General features: G+C 69.7%; 16 protein-coding genes and 1 pseudogene. 14 read left to right on the top strand and 3 right to left on the bottom strand.

The window, feature by feature from the left end; all coding sequences use genetic code 11:
- Positions 1-125: 125 nt before the first annotated feature.
- Positions 126-2297: a RecQ family ATP-dependent DNA helicase gene (locus tag ACI2L1_RS21330; protein ID WP_404740904.1), complete on the bottom strand. Its 2172-nt coding sequence runs from the start codon at positions 2295-2297 to the stop codon at positions 126-128.
- 140 nt (positions 2298-2437) lie between these two features.
- On the opposite strand from ACI2L1_RS21330, the gene ACI2L1_RS21325 reads away from it, so the two are divergent.
- The 7 genes and pseudogenes from ACI2L1_RS21325 (at position 2438) to ACI2L1_RS21295 (ending at position 11604) form a co-directional block, all read left to right on the top strand.
- Entirely contained in the window at positions 2438-4123 is a 1686-nt protein-coding gene (locus ACI2L1_RS21325) for a DUF4192 domain-containing protein (protein ID WP_404740903.1), read from the top strand.
- A 74-nt stretch (positions 4124-4197) separates the two neighbouring features.
- Positions 4198-4716 (top strand): annotated as a pseudogene (locus ACI2L1_RS21320) (glycogen debranching protein); the annotation flags it as partial.
- 131 nt (positions 4717-4847) lie between these two features.
- Positions 4848-5606, top strand: a complete 759-nt coding sequence (locus ACI2L1_RS21315; protein ID WP_404740902.1) for an NUDIX domain-containing protein — start codon at positions 4848-4850, stop codon at positions 5604-5606.
- 40 nt (positions 5607-5646) lie between these two features.
- Complete coding sequence (locus ACI2L1_RS21310; protein ID WP_404740901.1) at positions 5647-7602, top strand: ATP-binding cassette domain-containing protein; 1956 nt, start codon at positions 5647-5649, stop codon at positions 7600-7602.
- A 162-nt stretch (positions 7603-7764) separates the two neighbouring features.
- A complete protein-coding gene (locus ACI2L1_RS21305) occupies positions 7765-8652 on the top strand; it encodes a FadR/GntR family transcriptional regulator (protein WP_404740900.1) in 888 nt (295 codons plus the stop codon).
- Between the two features lie 426 nt (positions 8653-9078).
- Positions 9079-10620 (top strand): RNA polymerase sigma factor, encoded by a 1542-nt coding sequence (locus ACI2L1_RS21300; protein WP_404740899.1) that lies wholly within the window; start codon positions 9079-9081, stop codon positions 10618-10620.
- A gap of 120 nt (positions 10621-10740) precedes the next feature.
- Positions 10741-11604, top strand: coding sequence for a serine protease (locus ACI2L1_RS21295; RefSeq protein ID WP_404740898.1), 864 nt, complete (start codon positions 10741-10743; stop codon positions 11602-11604).
- 119 nt (positions 11605-11723) lie between these two features.
- Here ACI2L1_RS21295 and ACI2L1_RS21290 read toward each other — a convergent pair whose 3' ends face one another.
- Entirely contained in the window at positions 11724-11951 is a 228-nt protein-coding gene (locus tag ACI2L1_RS21290; protein WP_404740897.1) for a hypothetical protein, read from the bottom strand.
- Positions 11952-12394: 443 nt separating this feature from the next.
- Between ACI2L1_RS21290 and ACI2L1_RS21285 the strand changes: the two genes are divergently transcribed.
- From ACI2L1_RS21285 to ACI2L1_RS21260, 6 genes are all read left to right on the top strand, one after another.
- Positions 12395-14518 carry a type IIA DNA topoisomerase subunit B gene (locus ACI2L1_RS21285; RefSeq protein WP_404740896.1) on the top strand — a complete coding sequence of 708 codons (2124 nt, stop codon included), beginning with the start codon at positions 12395-12397 and terminating at the stop codon, positions 14516-14518.
- 485 nt (positions 14519-15003) lie between these two features.
- Positions 15004-15516: a DUF1453 domain-containing protein gene (locus tag ACI2L1_RS21280; RefSeq protein WP_404740895.1), complete on the top strand. Its 513-nt coding sequence runs from the start codon at positions 15004-15006 to the stop codon at positions 15514-15516.
- Entirely contained in the window at positions 15513-16664 is a 1152-nt protein-coding gene (locus ACI2L1_RS21275) for a sensor histidine kinase (RefSeq protein WP_404740894.1), read from the top strand. The genes ACI2L1_RS21280 and ACI2L1_RS21275 overlap by 4 nt, the downstream gene beginning before the upstream one ends.
- Positions 16661-17344, top strand: coding sequence for a response regulator (locus tag ACI2L1_RS21270; RefSeq protein WP_404740893.1), 684 nt, complete (start codon positions 16661-16663; stop codon positions 17342-17344). The genes ACI2L1_RS21275 and ACI2L1_RS21270 overlap by 4 nt, the downstream gene beginning before the upstream one ends.
- A 69-nt stretch (positions 17345-17413) precedes the next feature.
- Positions 17414-17977 carry a DUF485 domain-containing protein gene (locus ACI2L1_RS21265; protein WP_404740892.1) on the top strand — a complete coding sequence of 188 codons (564 nt, stop codon included), beginning with the start codon at positions 17414-17416 and terminating at the stop codon, positions 17975-17977.
- Entirely contained in the window at positions 17974-19566 is a 1593-nt protein-coding gene (locus ACI2L1_RS21260) for a cation acetate symporter (protein WP_404740891.1), read from the top strand. The genes ACI2L1_RS21265 and ACI2L1_RS21260 overlap by 4 nt, the downstream gene beginning before the upstream one ends.
- A gap of 93 nt (positions 19567-19659) precedes the next feature.
- Here the strand turns inward: ACI2L1_RS21260 and ACI2L1_RS21255 are convergent, their stop codons facing one another.
- Positions 19660-20355: a response regulator gene (locus ACI2L1_RS21255; RefSeq protein WP_404740890.1), complete on the bottom strand. Its 696-nt coding sequence runs from the start codon at positions 20353-20355 to the stop codon at positions 19660-19662.
- Positions 20356-20516: 161 nt separating this feature from the next.
- Between ACI2L1_RS21255 and ACI2L1_RS21250 the strand changes: the two genes are divergently transcribed.
- Entirely contained in the window at positions 20517-21332 is an 816-nt protein-coding gene (locus ACI2L1_RS21250; protein ID WP_404740889.1) for an ABC transporter ATP-binding protein, read from the top strand.
- Positions 21333-21335 lie beyond the last annotated feature (3 nt).

Below are 21335 nucleotides of genomic sequence, written 5' to 3'. Positions count from 1 at the left end.
GGCCGCCGACCCGAATCTTATGGTTCGTGGCTTATATCCCTACCCAGTGTTTTACCGATCGATGCCTGAGGCCATGGAGCCAGGCAGTAAGGGGCTGAGTGGGAACGCGCGTGTCCGGTGCCTGTTCAGCCTCGTACGGCCAGCACCAGAGGCAGCACCCCCTGGGCGCCCGACCGCAACAGCAACCGGGCGGCGACGGCGAGGGTCCAGCCGGTCTCGGTCATGTCATCGACGAGCAGCACGGGACCGTCGGCGGCCTGCAGCGCCTCTCGCAGGGGCGGGGGCACGGTGAGCGCGCCGTGCAGGGCCCGCAGGCGCTGGGCGCTGTTGGACCGTGGCACGGAGAGGTCGTCGGAGTGGTCCGTGTACGCGAGGGACCCCAGGAACGGGATGCGGCCGACGGCGGAGATCCGGCTCCCGAGCGAGTGGACCAACTGGGGCCGACTGCGCGAGGGCACGGTGACCACCCCGATCGGCCGGGCCGGTGCGTCGGGCGCGCCCGAGGCCCAGCCGTCGGGTGCCTTGGCCCAGTCGGCCAGCACGGTCACGACGGCGTTCGCCACGTCGTCGGGGGCTGGGGCGTCCGGGGTCCGTGGTGCGAGCAACGGGCGGAGCCGGTTGCCCCAGCCGATGTCCGACAGCCGCCCGAGTGCCCGGCCCGGGGAAGCCTGTTCGCCGGGCGGGATACGGCCCTTGAGGTCGACGCCGATGGCCGGTAGACCCGTGGGCCACATGCGGCGGGGATCCACCACGACACCGGCGCGGGCCAGCGAGCCACCCGCCGTGTCCAGGGCGGCCGGGGAGATGGCGGCGGTGAAACGGGGCCCGGCGCAGTTGTCGCAGCGGCCGCAGGGAGCGGCCTGTTCGTCGTCCAGCTGGCGACGTAGGAACTCCATGCGGCAGTCCGTGGTGGTGGCGTAGTCGCGCATGGCCTGCTGTTCGGTGGCACGCTGCTTGGCGACCCAGGCGTAGCGCTCGGTGTCGTACGACCAGGGTGCTCCGGTGGCGATCCAACCGCCCTTGACCCGATGGACCGCGCCGTCCACGTCCAGGACCTTGAGCATGATCTCCAGGCGGGTGCGGTTCAGCTCCACCAGCGGTTCGAGCGCGGGCAGTGACAACGGCCGCTCCGCATGGGCGAGGGCGTCGAGGGTGCGCCGTACGGCCTCTTCGGGCGGGAACGCGACGGAGGCGAAGTAGGACCAGATCGCCTCGTCCTCACGGCCGGGCAGGAGCAGTACCTCGGCATGCTCGACGCCGCGTCCGGCGCGGCCCACCTGCTGGTAGTAGGCGATGGGGGAAGAAGGTGAGCCGACATGGACGACGAAGCCGAGGTCGGGCTTGTCGAACCCCATGCCGAGCGCGGACGTGGCCACCAGCGCCTTGACCTTGTTCGCGAGAAGGGCCTCCTCGGCCTGCTGGCGTTCGGCGTTCTCCGTTTTTCCGGTGTACGAGGTGACGGTGTGCCCGCACTGCCGCAGGAAGGCAGTGATCTCCTCGGCGGCGGCGACCGTGAGCGTGTAGATGATCCCGGAGCCCGGCAGGTCGTCCAGGTGATCTGCGAGCCAGGCCAGCCGGTGGGCCGCGTCAGGAAGTTGAAGCACGGCGAGGCTGAGGCTCTCGCGGTCGAGCGGGCCGCGCAGCACCAGCGCGTCCGAGCCGGTCCCGGTGCCCAGTTGCTCCGCCACGTCCGCGGTGACCCGGGCGTTGGCCGTGGCCGTGGTGGCGAGCACCGGGACGCCAGGCGGGAGGTCGGTGAGCATGGTGCGCAACCGACGGTAGTCGGGGCGGAAGTCGTGACCCCAGTCGGAGATGCAGTGCGCCTCGTCGACGACGAGAAGGCCGGTGGCGGCGGACAGCTCGGGCAGGACGTTGTCGCGGAAGTCGGGGTTGTTGAGTCGCTCGGGGCTCACGAGCAGGACGTCCACGGTGCTCGCGGCGACCTCGGCGCGGATGGTCTCCCATTCCTCGGGATTTGAGGAGTTGATGGTCCGGGCGCGGATGCCCGCTCGGGCGGCGGCCTCGACCTGGTTGCGCATGAGCGCGAGCAGCGGAGAGACGATCACGGTGGGTCCCGCGCCGCGTTCACGCAGCAGGGCCGTCGCCACGAAGTACACCGCGGACTTTCCCCACCCCGTGCGCTGCACGACCAGGGCACGGCGCTTGTCGGCGACCAGTGCGTCGATCGCCCGCCACTGGTCCTCGCGCAGTCGCGCCGATCCGGTGCTGTCCCCGACGAGCCGGGCGAGGATCCCGTCGGCAGCCTCGCGCAACTCCGCCTTGCTCGTGTGCGTCATGCCCCCATACAACAGGACACCTCCGACAACGGGCCTCACGGCGGCCGAGCTGTGGACGGCGGGACGATGTTTGTCGTGGCCCTGATCGGACTTATCCACAGGGGCAACCGGAAGCTCGCGATCCGCGAGATCGTCTGCGCATGACGAATCACAGCGAAACGACCGGATCGGCAGCAAACGGCGACAATGGCGGCCGGGGCAGTGACGGGCAGGAGAGCGGTGGCTCGGGGATCGGCGATCGCGTCGGGTTCGAGGCACACGGTGCCGAACACCAGGTCACTCTGCGGACGCCGGGTGAACTGGCCGACGCTCTGCCGTACCTGCTCGGCTATCGGCCCGAGGACAGCATCGTTCTGGTCGCCCTGCACGACCGGGGCGGACGCGGCCGGTTCGGCGGACGGGCCCGGCTCGGCATTCCCGCGAACAAGGACGACTGGGCGGCCGTGGCGCGGCAGTTGGCCCACGGACTGATCACCGGCAGCGAACGCAGGGGCGCCCGCCCCGAGCAGATGGTGGCCTACCTCTGCCAGGAACCGGCGGGCGGTGAGACCGGCCGGCAGATCACGGAACGGCTCGCCCCGCTCGCCGGGCTGCTGCGCACGGAGTGCGGTCGGCTCGACGTTCCTGTGATCGAGGCATTGTGCATCTCCGACGGCCACTATTGGTCGTACTGTTGTCCGAGCGAGGAATGCTGCCCCGCGGAGGGTCTTCCGATGGGTCTGCCCGGCACATCCGTGCTCGCCGCCGCGGCCACGTACGCGGGGCTGCAGGTTCGGGGCACACTTCGCGAATTGCGAGCCAGGTTGCAGCCCTGGGAGACCGCGGCCGCGCTGGAGCAGGAAATCGCCTTGGACACCGCGGGCATGTCCCTGGTGCCCAGGATGCTCGACCTGAAGAGCCGGGCGGACGTGGCCGAGGAGACGGTCCGCCTGGCCAGGCGGACCATGACGCGCCTCGGCGAGGCGCCGCCCGTGTCGGGCGCCCTCCAGGCGGACCTGCGCGACGACGAACTGCTGGGGCACGAAGAGGCGGCGGAACTCATTCTCGGCCTGCAGGACCGTACGACCCGGGACCGCGCCGCCGAGTGGATGGAGGCAGAGGAAGTGGGACCGGCCCTGAGGCTGTGGCGCGCACTGGCCCGCCGTTGCGTCGGGCCCTACGGCGAACATGCGGCGGCGCCGCTCACCCTGGCCGGTTGGGTCGCGTGGTCGGCCGGCGATGAGATCGAGGCCAGGGAAGCGCTGGCCATGGCCCTCGGCGCGGACCCCGGCTACCTGTTCGCCCGCCTCCTGCACCAGGCCTGCAACGAGGGTCTGGACCCGGAGTCGATCCGCCGCTGCCTGCGCGCGGAACGCGAAGGGCGCGAGGCGCGCGGGCGGGCGGAAGCCGCGCAGTCCGTCGACGCGGAGATGTCCGACAACCTGGTCCCACCGAACGCAGCCGATTCTGAAGCGAGTCAGGCGGTATCCCCGCCTGGATCCGACAGGGCGCTGTCGGCGTGCCCGTCTCGTGCCGAAGGGACAATGCCGCGGACTGTGGCGTCGTGCCCGACCGGCACCGATGGGGCGTCGGCCGCGCCCGGCACGGCCTCGCGCCGACGCAAGCGGACACGTTCCAGCGCTCGCGTCGACGCCCGACCGCATCCCACGGACGCGGATGCGGATGCGGAAGGACGACCGTCCGGTGCGGAGGAATCCCGACCGCGCTCCCGGTCGGCCGGCGGTACGCGCCCCGGCGCTGTTCGCCGCCGCACCACCGGCAAGGACGACGTGCGCCGCCCCGAGGGCACGCGACCCGGAGGTGGAGCCACCGAGGGGGAGGGGTGAACGACCGCTGGAAACGTGTCGCGCGCGGATGGTCCCACCTATGCCGCCGGGTCACGTTTCCGGTCCGCCGCCATTCGCCGGGACTGCTCGACGCCATGGACTCGGGCTGGGGGTTGCGCGGACTGGGCACCAAGGAGGCGGGATACAACTCGTTCGGCCACCGCACCGGAGCCGTGAGAGTCCACGAGACAGCGGTCGCCGTCGCGGGCCTGGCCGCTACCGGATACGAGAAGGAGGCGGGCTCGCTCCTGCGGGGTCTGCTTGCGGCGGCCGAGACCTTCAACCACCGGCTCCCCGAGATGTACGACGGCGAACAGCGCACCGAGGGGAGCGCTCCCCTTCCGCACCCCGCGGCCTGCCGTCCTGCGGCCACATCGGCGGCCGCCGGAGTCCTGTTGCTGAGCACTATCGCGGGAATCCGCCCCGACGCCCCGGCGGGAACAGTCACGCTGCGCCCCGTGCGCAATGCGTCTCTCGGCGAGATCGGTCTGACCGGGCTGAGGATCGCGGGTGCCCCCTTCTCCGTGCGCGTCAGCAGGCTCGGACTCGCCATGGTCGAGGAAGCCGCCGAAGGCCTGCAACTGGGCTCATGACCTCGAACGACACCGCATCCGGCAGTGGCCGGGAGCGAGGGACCGGACACGTTCCGGGCCGGAGTGGATCAACCGTCGATGCGGCCGGCGAAGGGAGTGTTTATCGTCAGGCAGACGACTATGATCGCCGCATGCCCTACGACCCGTCAGCCTTTCCGCCCTTCGCTGTCACCGTGGACCTGGTCGTACTGACCGTGCGACGCCACGCCTTGTGCGCGCTCGCGGTGCGCAGGGGTGAGCCGCCGTTCCAGGGACGCTGGGCGCTTCCCGGCGGCTTCGTAAGGGCCGACGAGGATCTGGCGCAGGCCGCGGCCCGCGAGCTGGCCGAGGAGACGGGGCTGCGCGCACACGACGCGGCCGTCCCCGTCCAGGACAACGGAGCCCACCTGGAACAGCTCGCGACCTACGGCGACCCCAAGCGTGATCCCAGAATGCGTGTGGTGAGCGTCGCGCACCTCGCGCTCGCCCCCGACCTGCCTGCCCCTCGCGCGGGCGGCGATGCGAGCAACGCGCGCTGGGCGCCCGTCGAGGAACTGTTGCAGCAGGGTGGTTACGGCCGGGACGGGGAGCCGCTCGCGCCGCTCGCCTTCGACCATGCGCAGATCCTGTCGGACGGGGTGGAGCGCGCCCGCTCCAAGATCGAGTACTCGTCGCTGGCCACCGCGTTCTGCCCGCCCGAGTTCACCGTCGGCGAACTGCGTCGCGTCTACGAGGCGGTGTGGGGCGTGGCACTGGACCCGCGCAACTTTCACCGCAAGGTGACGGGCACACCGGGCTTCCTGGTCCCCACCGGCGGTACGACCACACGACAGGGCGGCCGCCCTGCCCAGCTCTTCCGGGCCGGTGGCGCCACTCTTCTCAATCCTCCGATGCTGCGCCCCGAAGTGTGATACGCCAGCAAAGCGGACATAACGCGCTATCTTGCTACGGGTGATCCAGGCCTTCGGACTGACCAGCAACTCCCGCAAGGACCTCCCGCCCGCGGTCGACGACGTGTCCTTCGAAGCCCGTGCGGGCCGCGTCACCGCGCTTCTCGGGGCGACGGGCGCGGGCAAGACCTCGGCGCTCAGACTGATGCTCGAACTCCAGCAGGGCCGTGGCATCACCTACTTCAGGGGTCGCCCACTGCACCGCATCGCGCATCCCTCGCGCGAGGTCGGCGTACTCATGGGCGATGTGCCGGGCCATCCCGCGCGCACGGTCCGCGGCCACCTCCGCATGCTGTGCGCCGCGGCAGGCGTGCCGGTCCGGCGTGCCGACGAGGTGCTCGAAGTGGTGGGCCTTGTCAGCCTGCGCGACGAGCGGCTCGGCACCCTGTCGCGCGGTATGGACCGCCGCCTGGGCCTGGCCTGTGCCCTGTTGTCGGACCCCCACACACTCGTACTGGACGATCCGGCCGACGGGCTTTCCACCCGCGAGAGCCACTGGCTGCACGGCATGCTGCGGGCGCACGCAGACCAGGGCGGCACGGTCCTGTTCACCACGCCCGAGCCCAAAGAGGCCGCGCGCGCCGCAGATCGCGTCGTCACGCTCGAACAGGGCAGACTCGTCGCCGACCAGGAAGCCGCGGAGTTCGCCCGCACCAGGCTGCGGCCCCGTGTCGCGGTCCGCACCCCTCACGCCGCCCGTCTCGCCGCGCTGCTCGCGAAGGAGGCCCGCACCGCACACCGTTCCGTCGAAGTGGTCCGGGAGGGCGGCAATCGTCTGTCCGTGTACGGCAGTACCTGTGCCGACGTCGGCGAGACCGCGTTCCGGCACGGCGTCCTGGTCCACCAACTCGCCGACGAGACCGGCGACATGGGCCCGGGCGCGGGCCCGCTTCCCGGCGAGGCCATCCAGGCGGCCCAGCACCCGCAGGCGGACGTCACAGAGACGGAGCCGCGGGGCGGCGAAGAGACCCACGGCGGCCCCGAAGCGCAGAGCGGACCGGAAATGCGGGATGACCTGGTCGTGCACGCCAGTCCGAAAGCGAACGAAGACCAGGCGCCGCACACGAGTCGGGCCAGCCATGTCAGCCCGACGGCAGGAAGCGGTCCCGCTGTGTCGAGTCCCGCCACGGCCTCCAGGGCCCCCGCCCCCCTGTCCCCCCTCCCGCCCCCCATCTCTGTCAGGTCCGCACCCAGCCCTTTGCGGCCCCTGCGCTATGAACTGCGTCGCGCGGCAGGAATCGGCACTGGTTTCCTCACCGGCGCTGCCGTACTCGTCACGTCCGCCCTCACCGCCCTGCTCCTGGCAGGAATCGGCCACACTCCGCAGGCGCGCCTGCTGGCCGCGTGGCCCAGGGAACTGCCGCTGCCTCCGGCGGCACTTGGAGCGGGACTGCTCGGCGCGCTCGCGTTCGGCGATGAGTTCCGCCACCCCGCCCTGGCCACGGACCGCGGCACTGTGCCCCGTCGGCTGGGGCTGCTCACCGCAAAACTCGTCGTCGCCGCGGCCACCGCGCTGCTGCTGGCCTTCCTCACGCTGGGCTGCGACGCCGAATTGCTCTATCTCGTCTACGGACAAGAGCTCACGGAAGTTCCCGCCGACTGGTTGGCATTGGGCGCGAGTTGGTTCGGACTAGTGGTCGGGTGCGCCTGGGCCGGTGTCCTGGCCGCCGGCATCTTCCGGTCCACCACGGCCGGGCTCGCGGCGGTGGTCGCGGTGCCCGTCGTCGTCGTACCCCTCGTACAGAAAGCCCTGGAAGGAGCGTCCGTGCGAGCGGCGGCAGGGCTGCCCGCACGGCTGCGGGAGGTCTTCCTGCTGCAGTGGCCCCTCGGTGGAGAGCGCTATCTGGCCGGAGCGGTGCGTGTGATCGCCCAACCTGTGGGCGGCGCGCTGACGTTGTCGCTGACCGCCCTGCTCTGCGCATATCTGCTCACGACCCTGCGCAGCAGGGCCCGATGACGACCGTCCGTGCCCTTCCGGTCCCGACCTGCGCACAACTCCCCGACGAAAGCGCATTTCTTTCCGATAAGGCGTCAATTGCGACGGGGTGAGCGATCACCCTTTCGTGTGCTTTTCACCAAAGACCTCAAGGGAGTTGGAGGCGACGCCGACAAAGGATCCGTGAGTACCCTTGCGCACACCATGATGACCGCCGCCCGCACCGCCGACTCCGGTCTGGCCGGCCCGGGCGAACTCGACCGCTACCCCTACGCCGGGGCCCCGGCCGCCGACCGCGTCGGAGCCTCCGTCTGGGACGGCTCGGAACCGGAGCTGGGCCGCGTGGGCCGACGTGCCGCAGGCAGTCGCGGGCGCGGACTGCACGGCCAACTCGTCCAGCAGCTGGGCCAGATGATCGTCTCCGGTGACCTGGGAGCCGACCGGCCGCTGGTCCCCGAGGAGATCGGCCAGCGCTTCGAGGTCTCCCGTACCGTCGTCCGAGAGTCGCTCCGCGTCCTGGAGGCCAAGGGCCTGGTCAGTGCCCGCCCGAACGTCGGCACGCGCGTACGCCCCGTCAGTGACTGGAACCTCCTGGACCCGGACATCATCGAGTGGCGGGCCTTCGGGCCGCAGCGCGACGACCAGCGCCGTGAGCTGAGCGAGCTGCGCTGGACGATCGAGCCGCTGGCAGCGCGTCTGGCCGCCGGACATGGCCGTGAGGACGTCCAGCAGCGCCTCGGCGACATGGTCGAGATCATGGGGCACGCCATGGGGCAGGGTGACGCGCTCACCTTCTCCCGGGCCGACGCCGAGTTCCACTCCCTGCTGATCCAGGTGGCGGGCAATCGCATGCTGGAGCACCTTTCCGGGATCGTCTCGGCCGCCCTTCAGGTTTCCGGAGGCCCGGTGACCGGCTGTGACCGGCCGAACGAGTCGTCGCTCGCGCACCACGGCCGGATCGCCGACGCCCTCGCCGCCGGCGACGGAGCGGGCGCCGAGGCCGCCATGCGCCAACTGCTCACCGTCCATCCCGAGGTGGAGCGTGTGGTGCCCGCGCCGCGCGAGCACTGACCGCGCACAGCGGGCGGCGCGGTCGAGGATGTCCTTCCCCTCCTGCGGCATCGTTCGGCCGTCGAACCGCTTCCGTCGGACCCCGCAGGATCACCGTTGATCCTGCGGGGTCCGACGGCGCGGCGTGGTGACAGCACCTCCGGGCGTCGCTGGTCGGGGAGGCTGGTGACCTTGTCTGTCCATATCTGACAGCTTTTGGTTGCTTACGGGGTGTGACTCGGGCCACGGAGATTGGGCGTAACGCTTGTGGGAGCAGCGCGATGACCTAAGAGGTGACAGCCGCGGAGGGAATACGGACGCCGTTTCAGGCGCTGTGCATCTTCCCGGCCCCCGCCCGCGCCGTCGGCCACTCCCCGGCCGGTGGTCGGCTCCTGTCCGCCATGGACGGGGCCGGAAGCCGTTTTCCAACGTTCCGAGAGGTTGTTCGTGTCGGCCAGCACATCCCGTACGCTCCCGCCTGAGATCGCCGAGTCCGTCTCTGTCATGGCTCTCATTGAGCGGGGAAAGGCTGAGGGGCAGATCGCCGGCGATGACGTGCGTCGGGCCTTCGAAGCTGACCAGATTCCGGCCACTCAGTGGAAGAACGTACTGCGCAGCCTCAACCAGATCCTCGAGGAAGAGGGTGTGACGCTGATGGTCAGTGCCGCGGAGCCCAAGCGCACCCGAAAGAGCGTCGCAGCGAAGAGTCCGGCCAAGCGCACCGCCACCAAGACGGTCGCGGCGAAGACGGTGACCACGAAGAAGGCCACCGCCACCGCAACCCCGGCGGCTCCCGCCGCCGAGCCCGCCGTCGAGGGTGAAGTGCCCGCGAAGGCCGCTGCCAAGAAGGCGGTCGCCACCAAGAAGGCGGCCGCGAAGAAGACCGTCGCCACCAAGAAGACCGCGGCGGCGGCGAAGAAGACGACCGCCAAGAAAGACGACGCCGAGGCCGTCGAGGACGAGGTCCTCGAAGAGATCAAGCCTGGCGAGGAGGAAGAGGAGGGGGCCGAGAACAAGGGCTTCGTCCTCTCCGACGACGACGAGGACGACGCGCCTGCGCAGCAGGTCGCCGTCGCCGGCGCCACCGCTGACCCCGTCAAGGACTACCTCAAGCAGATCGGCAAGGTCCCGCTGCTCAACGCCGAGCAGGAGGTCGAGCTCGCCAAGCGCATCGAGGCCGGCCTTTTCGCCGAGGACAAGCTGGCCAACGCCGACAAGCTGGCGCCGAAGCTCAAGCGCGAGCTGGAGATCATCGCCGAGGACGGCCGCCGCGCCAAGAACCACCTCCTGGAGGCCAACCTCCGTCTGGTGGTCTCCCTGGCCAAGCGCTACACCGGCCGCGGCATGCTCTTCCTGGACCTCATCCAGGAGGGCAACCTCGGTCTGATCCGCGCGGTGGAGAAGTTCGACTACACCAAGGGCTACAAGTTCTCCACGTACGCCACCTGGTGGATCCGTCAGGCGATCACCCGCGCCATGGCCGACCAGGCCCGAACCATCCGCATCCCGGTGCACATGGTCGAGGTCATCAACAAGCTCGCGCGCGTGCAGCGCCAGATGCTCCAGGACCTGGGCCGCGAGCCCACTCCGGAGGAGCTGGCCAAGGAACTCGACATGACCCCCGAGAAGGTCATCGAGGTCCAGAAGTACGGCCGCGAGCCCATCTCCCTGCACACCCCCCTGGGTGAGGACGGCGACAGCGAGTTCGGTGACCTCATCGAGGACTCCGAGGCCGTCGTCCCGGCCGACGCGGTCAGCTTCACGCTTCTCCAAGAGCAACTGCACTCGGTCCTCGACACCCTGTCCGAGCGTGAAGCGGGCGTTGTCTCGATGCGCTTCGGTCTCACCGACGGTCAGCCGAAGACCCTCGACGAGATCGGCAAGGTGTACGGCGTCACGCGTGAGCGCATCCGCCAGATCGAGTCGAAGACCATGTCGAAGCTGCGTCACCCGTCGCGTTCGCAGGTGCTGCGCGACTACCTCGACTAGGTCGTAGTCCTACGACGTGGAAGGCCCGGTCCCTCTTCAGGGGCCGGGCCTTCGTGCTGCGCACACATGCCCGCTGCGTGACTCTGGGTTTCCGATCACCACCCGGAGTGAGGAGCATGTATGCGAAGTCCCATTGCCCGGGCGCTGGCCCGGCCGCTGGTTCTGGCGGCGGTTGCGGCGGCCATACCACTGGTGTCGGCCGCCCCCGTGGCCGCCGACAGCGTCGTCGTCGGGGGATTCCCGGTCGATGTGTCCACGGCGCCCTGGACCGTGGCCCTGTCCAGCCGTGACCGGTTCGGGGGTACGCGCGCCGGCCAGTTCTGTGGCGGTGTCGCCGTCGGCCGGACCACGGTGCTCACCGCGGCCCACTGCATGGGCGAGGACGTCCTGGGAGCGCCGCCGGAGCAGGTGCGTGACCTCCGTGTCACCGCGGGCCGTACGGACCTCCTCTCGGAGCAGGGCGCGGAGATCGCCATACGCGAGGCCTGGGTGAATCCGGGCTACGACCCGGAAAGCAACTCGGGCGACTTCGCGGTCCTCACCCTCGCCGAGCCGTTGCCGCAGAATGCGGTCATCACCATGGCGGCAGCCGGCGATCCCGCCTACGAGCCGGGAACCCGCGCCATGGTCTATGGCTGGGGGGACATCACGAGTGGCGGTGACTACGCGCGCAGTCTGCGGGCGGCACGCGTGCACGTACAGCCCGACGCGCGCTGCAAGGAGGCATATCCGGGAAGCGGTGACGGCACCTATCTCGCCGACAGCATGCTGTGCGCCGGGGAGGAGCGGGGCGGTCGTGACGCCTGCCAGGGGGACAGCGGTGGGCCGCTGGTCGCCGGGGGAAAGCTGATCGGGCTCGTGTCCTGGGGCAGCGGCTGCGGGCGAGCGGGCTGGCCCGGCGTCTACGCCCGTGTGTCCGATGTCATGCGGACGTTGGACTGGGATGGCGCCAACGGGACAGACGGACGCCACGGGATCGCTTGAGAGTGCCTCAGCGGCGCCGAGTGCCTCCTGCGGCCATGAGCGAGGGCGGTCTCCCTGAGCAGGGATGACCGCCCTCGTGCCGGCCTGTGCCGGAGCTGGCTCGTCGTGGACGCGAGGTGTCAGCGCTCTTCTTCGGCGGATACCGGAACGGACGTCAGCCGCTCCGTCTCGTCCTGTATCTCAGCGGCGATCTTCTTGAGTTCCGGCTCGAACTTGCGACCGTGGTGGGCGCAGAAGAGCAGTTCTCCGCCGCTGAGCAGGACCACGCGCACGTACGCCTGGGCGCCGCAGCGGTCGCAGCGATCAGCGGCCGTCAGCGGGCTCGCGGGGGTCAGAACAGTAGTCACGTCGCCTCTTCTCTAGCTCGACGAGCTGTCGTACCAGGGTCAACATCCAACCAGCCTCAAAACGTTCCCGCTCGTGGCTTCACTCAGAGAGAAATTTCTCCGAGGCGGCCGGCTGCTGCCGGTTTGGCGGCGAATGTGCCGTATTGCGTGTCTGTGTGTCTTACGGGTTCGCGCTGTCGGTCAAGGTCTGTCCGGCCGGCTGGGTTGCCGGTTGTTCATGAGGACGTGCCCGGAGCCTAAATGGTTCATGCCTGTAAGGGAACGTGATATGTACTTCACCCCATCGAGGGATCGAACAGGCATGCGACTCTGGATTAGTCTGTGTTCCACCAGAGGGTGGCGTTACACCGGCCCTACCAGGCCTCGGTACCCTCTTGGCGGCGACCGAAGCCGCGCCCTTACCCAGAAGGGCCCCACCTGAAATTCAGCGAGGAGCGAACCGCGTGACCGCCGAGACGTCCGTGCCGTCCACAGCTCTGCTGGCAGGAGCAGACCGGGACGGTTCCAACTACACCGCGCGGCACCTGCTCGTCCTCGAAGGGCTCGAGGCCGTACGCAAGCGCCCGGGAATGTACATCGGCTCGACCGACAGCCGTGGTCTGATGCACTGCCTGTGGGAGATCATCGACAACTCCGTCGACGAAGCCCTGGGCGGGTACTGCGACCACATCGAGGTGATCCTCCACGACGACGCCTCGGTGGAGGTCCGGGACAACGGCCGGGGCATCCCGGTCGACGTCGAGCCCAAGACCGGCCTGTCCGGCGTTGAGGTCGTCATGACCAAGCTGCACGCCGGTGGCAAGTTCGGCGGGGGCTCGTACGCCGCCTCCGGCGGCCTGCACGGTGTGGGTGCCTCCGTAGTGAACGCCCTGTCCGCCCGGCTGGACGTCGAGGTGGACCGCGGCGGCCACACGCACGCGATCAGTTTCCGGCGCGGTGTGCCGGGCGCCTTCGCGGCCGGCGGCCCCGATTCCAAGTTCGACGCCACGAGCGGCCTGCGCAAGGCCAAGAGGATCCCCAAGACCCGCACCGGCACGCGCGTGCGCTACTGGGCGGACCGCCAGATCTTCCTCAAGGACGCCAAGCTCTCCCTGGAGAACCTCCACCAGCGTGCGCGCCAGACCGCGTTCCTGGTCCCCGGCCTGACCATCGTCGTCCGCGACGAGTTCGGCCTGGGCGAGGGCGGCAGCAAGGGCGAGGAGTCCTTCCGCTTCGACGGCGGTATCAGCGAGTTCTGCGAGTACCTGGCCACCGACAAGCCGGTCAACGACGTCCTCCGCTTCTCCGGACAGGGCATCTTCAAGGAGACCGTTCCCGTCCTGGACGAGCACGGGCAGATGACTCCCACCCAGGTCACCCGTGAACTCGACGTCGACGTCGCGATGCGGTGGGGCACGGGATACGACACGACCCTGAAGTCGTTCGTGAACATCATTGCCACCCCGAAGGGCGGCACCCACGTCGCGGGCTTCGAGACGGCCGTGACCAGCACGCTCAACGAGGTTCTGCGCGCCAAGAAGATGCTGCGCGTCGCCGAGGACGACGTCGTCAAGGACGACGCCCTCGAAGGTCTCACGGCCGTGGTGACGGTGCGGTTGGCGGAACCGCAGTTCGAAGGCCAGACCAAGGAGGTCCTCGGTACCTCCGCGGCCCGCCGCATCGTGAACACCGTGATCGCCAAGGAGCTCAAGGCCTTCCTGACGTCCACGAAGCGGGACGCCGCGGCCCAGGCGCGGGTCGTCATGGAGAAGGCGGTCGCCGCCGCCCGCACGCGCATCGCGGCCCGCCAGCACAAGGACGCGCAGCGCCGGAAGACGGCCCTGGAGTCCTCCTCGCTGCCCGCCAAGCTCGCCGACTGCCGCAGCGACGACGTGGACCGCAGCGAGCTGTTCATCGTCGAGGGCGACTCTGCGCTCGGCACCGCGAAGCTCGCCCGGAACTCCGAGTTCCAGGCGCTGCTGCCCATTCGCGGCAAGATCCTCAACGTTCAGAAGTCGTCCGTCACGGACATGCTGAAGAACGTCGAGTGCGGTGCGATCATCCAGGTCATAGGAGCGGGATCCGGCCGGACCTTCGACATCGACGCGGCCCGGTACGGCAAGATCATCATGATGACCGACGCCGATGTCGACGGCTCGCACATCAGGTGCCTGCTGCTGACGCTGTTCCAGCGCTACATGCGGCCCATGGTCGAGGCGGGCCGGGTGTTCGCCGCGGTGCCGCCGCTGCACCGGATCGAGCTGGTCCAGCCGAAGAAGGGGCAGGACAAGTACGTCTACACGTACTCGGACCGTGAGCTGCGCGAGAAGCTGCTGGACTTCCAGAGCAAGGGCGTCCGGTACAAGGACTCCATCCAGCGGTACAAGGGTCTGGGCGAGATGGACGCCGACCAACTGGCCGAGACGACGATGGATCCGCGGCACCGGACGCTGCGGAGGATCAACCTCGCCGACCTGGAGGCCGCCGAGCAGGTCTTCGATCTGCTGATGGGGAACGACGTGGCGCCTCGGAAGGAGTTCATCTCGGGATCGGCCGCGACCTTGGATCGGTCGCGCATCGACGCGTAGCCGCTGCGCGGGCTCAGGCCGGTCTGCAATAGCCCCGCCTGCGCCTTCGGCCGGTTTCGTCTGCCGCCCGTACCGCCCGTACCGCCCGTCCGGCTTTCGTGGTCGGGCGGTACGGCTGGCCCTCGTGCGGGTGGGTCGTCTCACCGTTGGCGGCCGTGGGTCGGCGAGGGCCCGCTGTGAGCCCGGCCGATGTCGACTCGACGGCCGCGAACCGGCGCCTATCAGGTCGCCGGCCTTGACCTGGCGCCTATCAGCTCGACTGCTTTGACTTGGCGCCTGTCGACCCGACGGCCTGGCCTGATACCCCCGTGGGTTCGACGGCTGTCGGCCTGAGCGTCTCCACCCATGGGTGGAGGGCACGCCCGCCTGGGAATCCACCCGTGATCCACCCCGGCTCCGATCTCCCGACCTGCGGATTTCCGTAGCTTCGAAGGTGTCGGCGGCATCAGCTGCCGACTGACTCCTCGTCGCTCACGGAGGCTGTGATGTCCGGGCTCATCGACACGTTGCTGATCGTGGTCGCGGTGGTCGTGGTGATCGCCCGGCAGTTCCGCGCAAGCCGGATCGACACCGGGCGGCGCTGGTGGCTGCTCCCCGTCGTGGCACTCCGCGAACCCGGACTGATAGATGCCCATCACCGCACGGCATCGGTCGCCCTGCTCACCGTCGAGCTGCTCACCGGCCTCGCCATCGGGGCCGGCTGGGCCTGGACGAGCCGCATATGGACGGAGCCGGACGGTGCGGTGTGGAGCAAGAGCACCAAGGCGAGCGGGGCGGTCTGGGGCGTCGGCATCGGACTGCGCGTCGGCCTCTTCGCGCTTGGCGCGGCACTCGGTGTCCACCAGGACTCCTCCGCGTTGCTGCTCGCCTTGGCGGCCACCCTCTTGGTGCGCTCCGGGATCCTGGTCTGGCGTGCGAACTCCCTGCGCCCTGCCACCTCACCCGCCCCGGCGTACGGTGAGCCCTTGTTCCGGTCCACGGGGAAGGAACGTGTGTGACGGAGAACGCCTGGACCCGCTGGCCCTCCCGGGAGGCACTCAAACGTGAGGCGGCCACGCGTCCTCGGCGTGTGCTCGGCTGGGTCACGCGGTCGCTCGTGCTCGCCATGCTCCTTTGGGGCGCTTTCAGCAGCACTCATGTGCGCGGCTGGGGCGTGCTCGGAGCAGTGGTGGCGGTCCTTCTGTCCGCGGTCGTCTCCTGGGCGCTCTTCCGCACCACCTTGGCGCACCGGCTTTGGCCTTCCTTGGCGCTCTACTGCGTCCTCCTTACGATCGCGGCCGTCGCCCAGGTCGACGACTTCCGGGTCGTCGCCCTCGTCCTGTGGTGCGGCTGCGCCATCACCGCCCTGGAGCGGCTGCCGATCGCCGCCGCTCTGCCGGTGACTGTGGTCGCCCTCGCCCTCTACGCCGCCGTCAACGACGACGTGTGGCTGACCACCCTGGCCACTACGACGGGGCTCGCGCTCGCCGGCTATGTCCTCCGGCTGGACGCCGAGGCCAGAGGCAGTGCTCAGCGGCTGCTCACCCAGGAGCGGGCCGCTCGGGCGGCCGAGGCGGATTCGGCGGCACTCGCGGAGCGGTCCCGGATCGCCCGGGAGATCCACGACGTGCTGGCGCACAGCCTCTCGGCACAGCTCGTGCATCTGGAGGCGGCCAGGTTGCTGATCGAGCGGGGCGCGGACCGGGACCAGATCCTCGAAAGAGTGGTGGCGGCCCGGGGCATGGCTCGCGACGGTCTCGCCGAGACCCGGCAGGCGCTGTCGGCCCTGCGTGGGGAGATGACCCCACTGGAGGATTTCCTGGCCCAGCTCGTGGGCACGGTCGACGGAGCCGAAGCCACCCTTTCGGGTGAGCGCCGACCGCTGTCGGCCGAAGCGTCGCAGGCCGTGCGCAGGGTCGCCCAGGAGGCCCTGACCAACGTCCGCAAGCATGCGCCGGGGTCCAAAGTGGGGGTGCGCCTGGAGTACGGTGAGGACCAAGTCACGCTGGTAGTGCGGGACTCGGGCGGTTCGCCGGGTGAACTCACCGCCACCGGAGCCGGGTACGGTCTGCTGGGGATGCGGGAGCGCGCAGAACTGCTGGGCGGTTCGCTGGACGCCGGGCCGGACGACGAAGGGTTCGTGGTGACGTTGAAGGTGCCGGCATGACGGAGGGGGTGGAGACGAAGTCCGCGCGGGTGGTGGTCGCCGACGATCAGACGGTGGTCCGCGAAGGCATCGTGATGCTGCTCGGCCTCCTGCCCGGGATCGAGGTCGTGGGCGCCGCCGGGGACGGGGAGGAGGCGGTGAGACTCGTCGCCGAACTCGCCCCGGACGTCGTGCTGATGGACCTCCGCATGCCGCGCTGCGATGGGGTGGAGGCGACCCGGCGGATCCGGATCGAACACCCCGGGACGCAGGTCGTGGTGCTGACGACGTTCGCGGACGACGATTCACTGTTCCCCGCGCTCAGGGCGGGGGCGCGCGGGTATCTCACCAAGGATGCCGGAGGCGACGAGATCGTGCGGGCCGTGCAGAGCGTGCTCTCCGGGGACGCGGGACTGTCGCCGAGCATCCAGCGGCGGCTGTTGGAGCGGTTGTCGGACCCCGAGCCGCCACAACCGGTGTCACCCGAGGCGCCCGACGGACTCACCGCCCGGGAAGTCGAGGTGCTGGCGCTGATCGCCGACGGGCTGAGCAACCAGGAAATCGCCCGCAGGCTGCATGTCTCCACCGCCACGGTGAAGACCCACATCAACAACCTTTTCGCCAAGACGGGTCTCAGGGACCGAGCGCAGGCGGTGCGTTATGCCTATGCCAAGGGGCTTGTGCGGCCACCGATGGGATGAATCACCTGATGGGGTGAAGAGCGTGGGGAAGGAGGGTCGGGGATCTTCCTGTTCTGTCCATCCTTGGGCATGCAGTCAAGCAACGCTCGTCCTCGCGGAAGCGGGGGTGATGCCGAGAGTTCGGCCGAGAACCACGACGGTCCCGAGGTGGCCCGCGCCGAGACGTCTGCCGGTGTGCGGTACGACGATCCCTGGTACGACGCGCTTGCCTCCGGCTGGGGCGAGACGGGAGGTGACGGCACCCCCGTGCCTCCGGCTGCGACGGCACGCGGGCAGCGTGAGGAACGGGCCGCGGCGGCGGCCGAGGTCTACCTCGAGGTGCAGCGCAGCGCGGCCTTCAGGGAAGTGCGCAACCGGTACCGGAGGTTCGTGGTGCCGGCGGGCATCGGGTTCTTCGCCTGGTACGTGGCCTATGTCGTGGCGGCGACGAGCGCGCCGGGGCTGATGGCGCGGCCCGTGGCGGGTGCGGTGAACGTGGCGATGCTCGCAGGCCTCGGGCAGTTCCTCACCACTTTCCTGTTGACCTGGGCGTATGCACGGCACGCGAGGCTGCGCCGGGACCGGGCCGCGCTCGAACTGCGGTGGGACACCCAGGAACTGACGCGCACGGCCCGGGGAGGTGCGTCGTCGTGACGGGGGACCACCAGACTCTGGCGCTGTTGCTGTTCAGCGGGTTCGTCGCGGTCACGTTGGGGATCACGACATGGGTGAGCCGTCACCGGCACGGTTCGGCCGAGGAGTTCTACGCCGGCGGGCGGTTGTTCTCGCCCATGGAGAATGGTTTTGCCATCGCGGGCGACTACATGTCGGCCGCGTCCTTCCTCGGTATCTCCGGGCTCATCGCGCTCTTCGGGTACGACGGGATGCTCTACTCGGTGGGCTTCCTGGTGGCCTGGCTGGTGGTGCTGTTCCTCGTCGCCGAACTGGTGCGCAACTGCGGGCGGTTCACCCTCGCCGACGTGATCGCCGCGCGGATGAGTGAGCGGCCGGTGCGGATCGCGGCGGGAACTTCCTCGGTCACCGTGTCCGTTCTGTATCTGGTGGCCCAGATGGTGGGCGCGGGCAGCCTGGTCGCACTGCTGCTCGGGGGCACCAGTGAGGCGGCGCAGTCCTGGACCGTCATCGCAGTCGGGGCGCTCATGGTGATCTATGTGTCCCTGGGAGGGATGCGGGCCACGACATGGATCCAGATCGTCAAGGCCGTCCTGCTGCTCGGCGGGACCGTCACGTTGACGGTGCTCGTGCTGGTGCGGTTCCACGGCGACTTCGACCAGCTGTTGCTCACGGCGGCGGAGCGCAGCGGCCATGGCGAGTCGTTCCTTGCACCCGGTCTGAAGTACGGCGGGGACTGGACCGCCCGCTTGGACTTCATCAGCCTGGGGCTCGCGCTCGTACTGGGTACGGCAGGGTTGCCACACATCCTGTCCCGCTTCTACACCGTGCCCACGGCACGCGCCGCACGGCGTTCGGTGGTCTGGTCGATCGGGCTCATCGGCGGCTTCTATCTGATGACGATCGTCCTCGGCTTCGGCGCCGCGGCGATCGTGGGCCCCGAGGCGGTACGAGGATCGAACGCGGCCGGGAACACGGCGGTCCCCCTCCTGGCCCTCGACCTGGGCGGTGGCGCCGACTCCACGGGAGGAACGGTTCTGTTCGCGATCGTCGCCGCCGTCGCCTTCGCCACCATCCTCGCCGTGGTCGCCGGCATCACGCTCGCCTCCTCGGCCTCTGTCGCTCACGATCTGTACGCCTCGCTGAGGCGTCGGCGGGCCAAGCCGCACAGCGAGGTAGCTGTGGCCAGGTCCGCTGCCGTGGGGATCGGTGTGATCGCGATCGCCCTGGGCCTGCTGGCCCGTGACCTCAACGTCGCCTTCCTGGTGGGTCTGGCCTTCGCCGTCGCCGCGTCCGCGAACCTGCCCGTGCTGCTCTACTCGCTGTTCTGGCGCGGGTTCACCACTAGGGGGGCCGTCTGGTCCGTCTACGGCGGGCTGATCCCGGCCATGGCCCTGGTGCTGCTGTCGCCCGTCGTGTCCGGCAGCCCCGAATCGCTTTTCCCCGGCGTCGACTTCCAGTACTTCCCGCTGCAGAACCCCGGTCTGGTCTCCATCCCGCTGGGCTTCGTCGCGGGCTGGCTCGGCACGGTCACCTCGGCGGAGGTCGCCGACGAGGCCAAGCACGCCGAGACCGAGGTGCGGTCGCTCACAGGAGCGGGGGCCGTGTAGGAACGGTGGCCGCGAACGGCGGCGCCTTTGTCGTCGTACGGCATGGGTCTTCGTCGTACGGCATCCGGCGACCAGGTTTTTCCTGGCGTACGGCTAAGGCGCGACCCACGCGTAGCGGTGTTCCGGGCGCCCTGTGTCGCCGTATCTGAGGGACAGGCGGAGGCGGCCGGCCTGTTCGAGGTGGCGGAGGTAGCGCTGGGCGGTGGAGCGGCTCAGGCCGGTCTCGGCGGCGACCTCGTGGGCGGAGAGCGGGTGGTCGGCGTGGTGGAGGACGCGGCAGATGAGGTCCGTCGTGGGCTCCGAGTGGCCGCTTGGCAGTCCGGGAGACGGCGGAACCGGTGTGGTGCGCAGGGCGCTGAAGATCCGGTCGACCTGTTCCTGGCCGGCGATGCCGCGGCCGCCGCCGACCCGGTCGACGGTGCGGCGCAGGGCGGCGTAGGAATCGAGGCGGGTGCGCAGGGCCGCGAACGTGAAGGGTTTGACCAGGTAGTGGAGGGCGCCCAGGCGCATCGCGGTCTGGACGGTCGTGACGTCCCCGGCGGCCGTGATCATGATGACGTCGGTGCCGTGCCCTTGTTCCCGCATGCGGTGGACGAGTTCGAGGCCTGTCTGGTCGGGCAGGTAGTGGTCGAGCAGGACCAGGTCGATGGTCCCGCGCTGTACGGCGGCAAGCGCCTGGGCGGCGCTGTGCGCGCGGGCGGCCACCCGAAAACCGGGAACCTTTCCCACGTACTTGGCGTTGATCTCGGCGACGCGGAAGTCGTCGTCCACGACCAGGACGTCAATCATCGGGCCTCTTTCCCTCAAGGCCTGGCGGGCGTCACGCCCGTGTTTCGGCTTCGCTGTTGTAGCGCGAGCAAAACGAGCACAACAGGTCGTTGCAAGCAAAAGAACGGCATGTGCTCAGAAGGCTGATGCCGTGGCGTGCGCCACATCTACCGTCCCCGGCCATGAGCGCAGACATCAGCCCCGCCATCGAACTGCGGGGCGCGAGCAAGATATTCCGGACCCCGTCGGGGGGTCTGCACACGGCCGTCAGGGGGCTTGACCTCACGGTTCGGCGCGGCGAGTTCGTGGCGGTCGTCGGGCCCACAGGCTGTGGCAAGTCGACCACGTTGACCCTGGTCAGCGGATTGGAGGAGCCCTCCGAGGGCGAGGTTCTGGTGGTCGGGGAGCCGGTGCGGGGAGTCGGGGACAAGGTCGGCTTCGTGTTCCAACAGGACGCCACCTTCCCCTGGCGCACGGTCCTGTCCAATGTCATGGCCGGACCCCGCTTCCGCGGTGTGCCCAAGGTGGAGGCCAAGCAGAAGGCGCGGGAGTGGCTGGCCCGGGTCGGGCTCACGGCCTTCGAGGACCGCTATCCCCATCAGCTCTCCGGGGGACAGCGCAAGCGCGTCGCGCTCGCCGCGACCTTCGTCAACGACCCCGAGATCCTGCTCATGGACGAGCCGTTCTCCGCGCTCGACGTGCAGACCCGGGCCCTGATGTCCGACGAACTCCTCGAACTGTGGGAGGGCACGGGCGCCTCCGTCGTCTTCGTCACCCACGACCTGGAGGAGTCCATCGCCCTGGCCGACCGGGTCGTCGTGATGACGGCCGGGCCCGCCACCGTCAAGCAGGTCTTCGACATCGACCTGCCGCGGCCGCGCAAGGTCGAGTCGGTGCGCCTGGAGCCGCGGTTCATCGAGATCTACCGCGAGATCTGGGAGTCCCTCGGCGAAGAGGTCCGCATCACCCGGGAGAGGGGCGCCGCCCATGTCGCCTGACGT

The sequence above is a fragment of the Streptomyces sp. NPDC019531 genome (assembly GCF_044903305.1).
Classification (GTDB): domain Bacteria; phylum Actinomycetota; class Actinomycetes; order Streptomycetales; family Streptomycetaceae; genus Streptomyces.
Note: the sequence above shows the minus strand (reverse complement) of the source record. Positions and strands in the feature narration are given on the sequence as shown.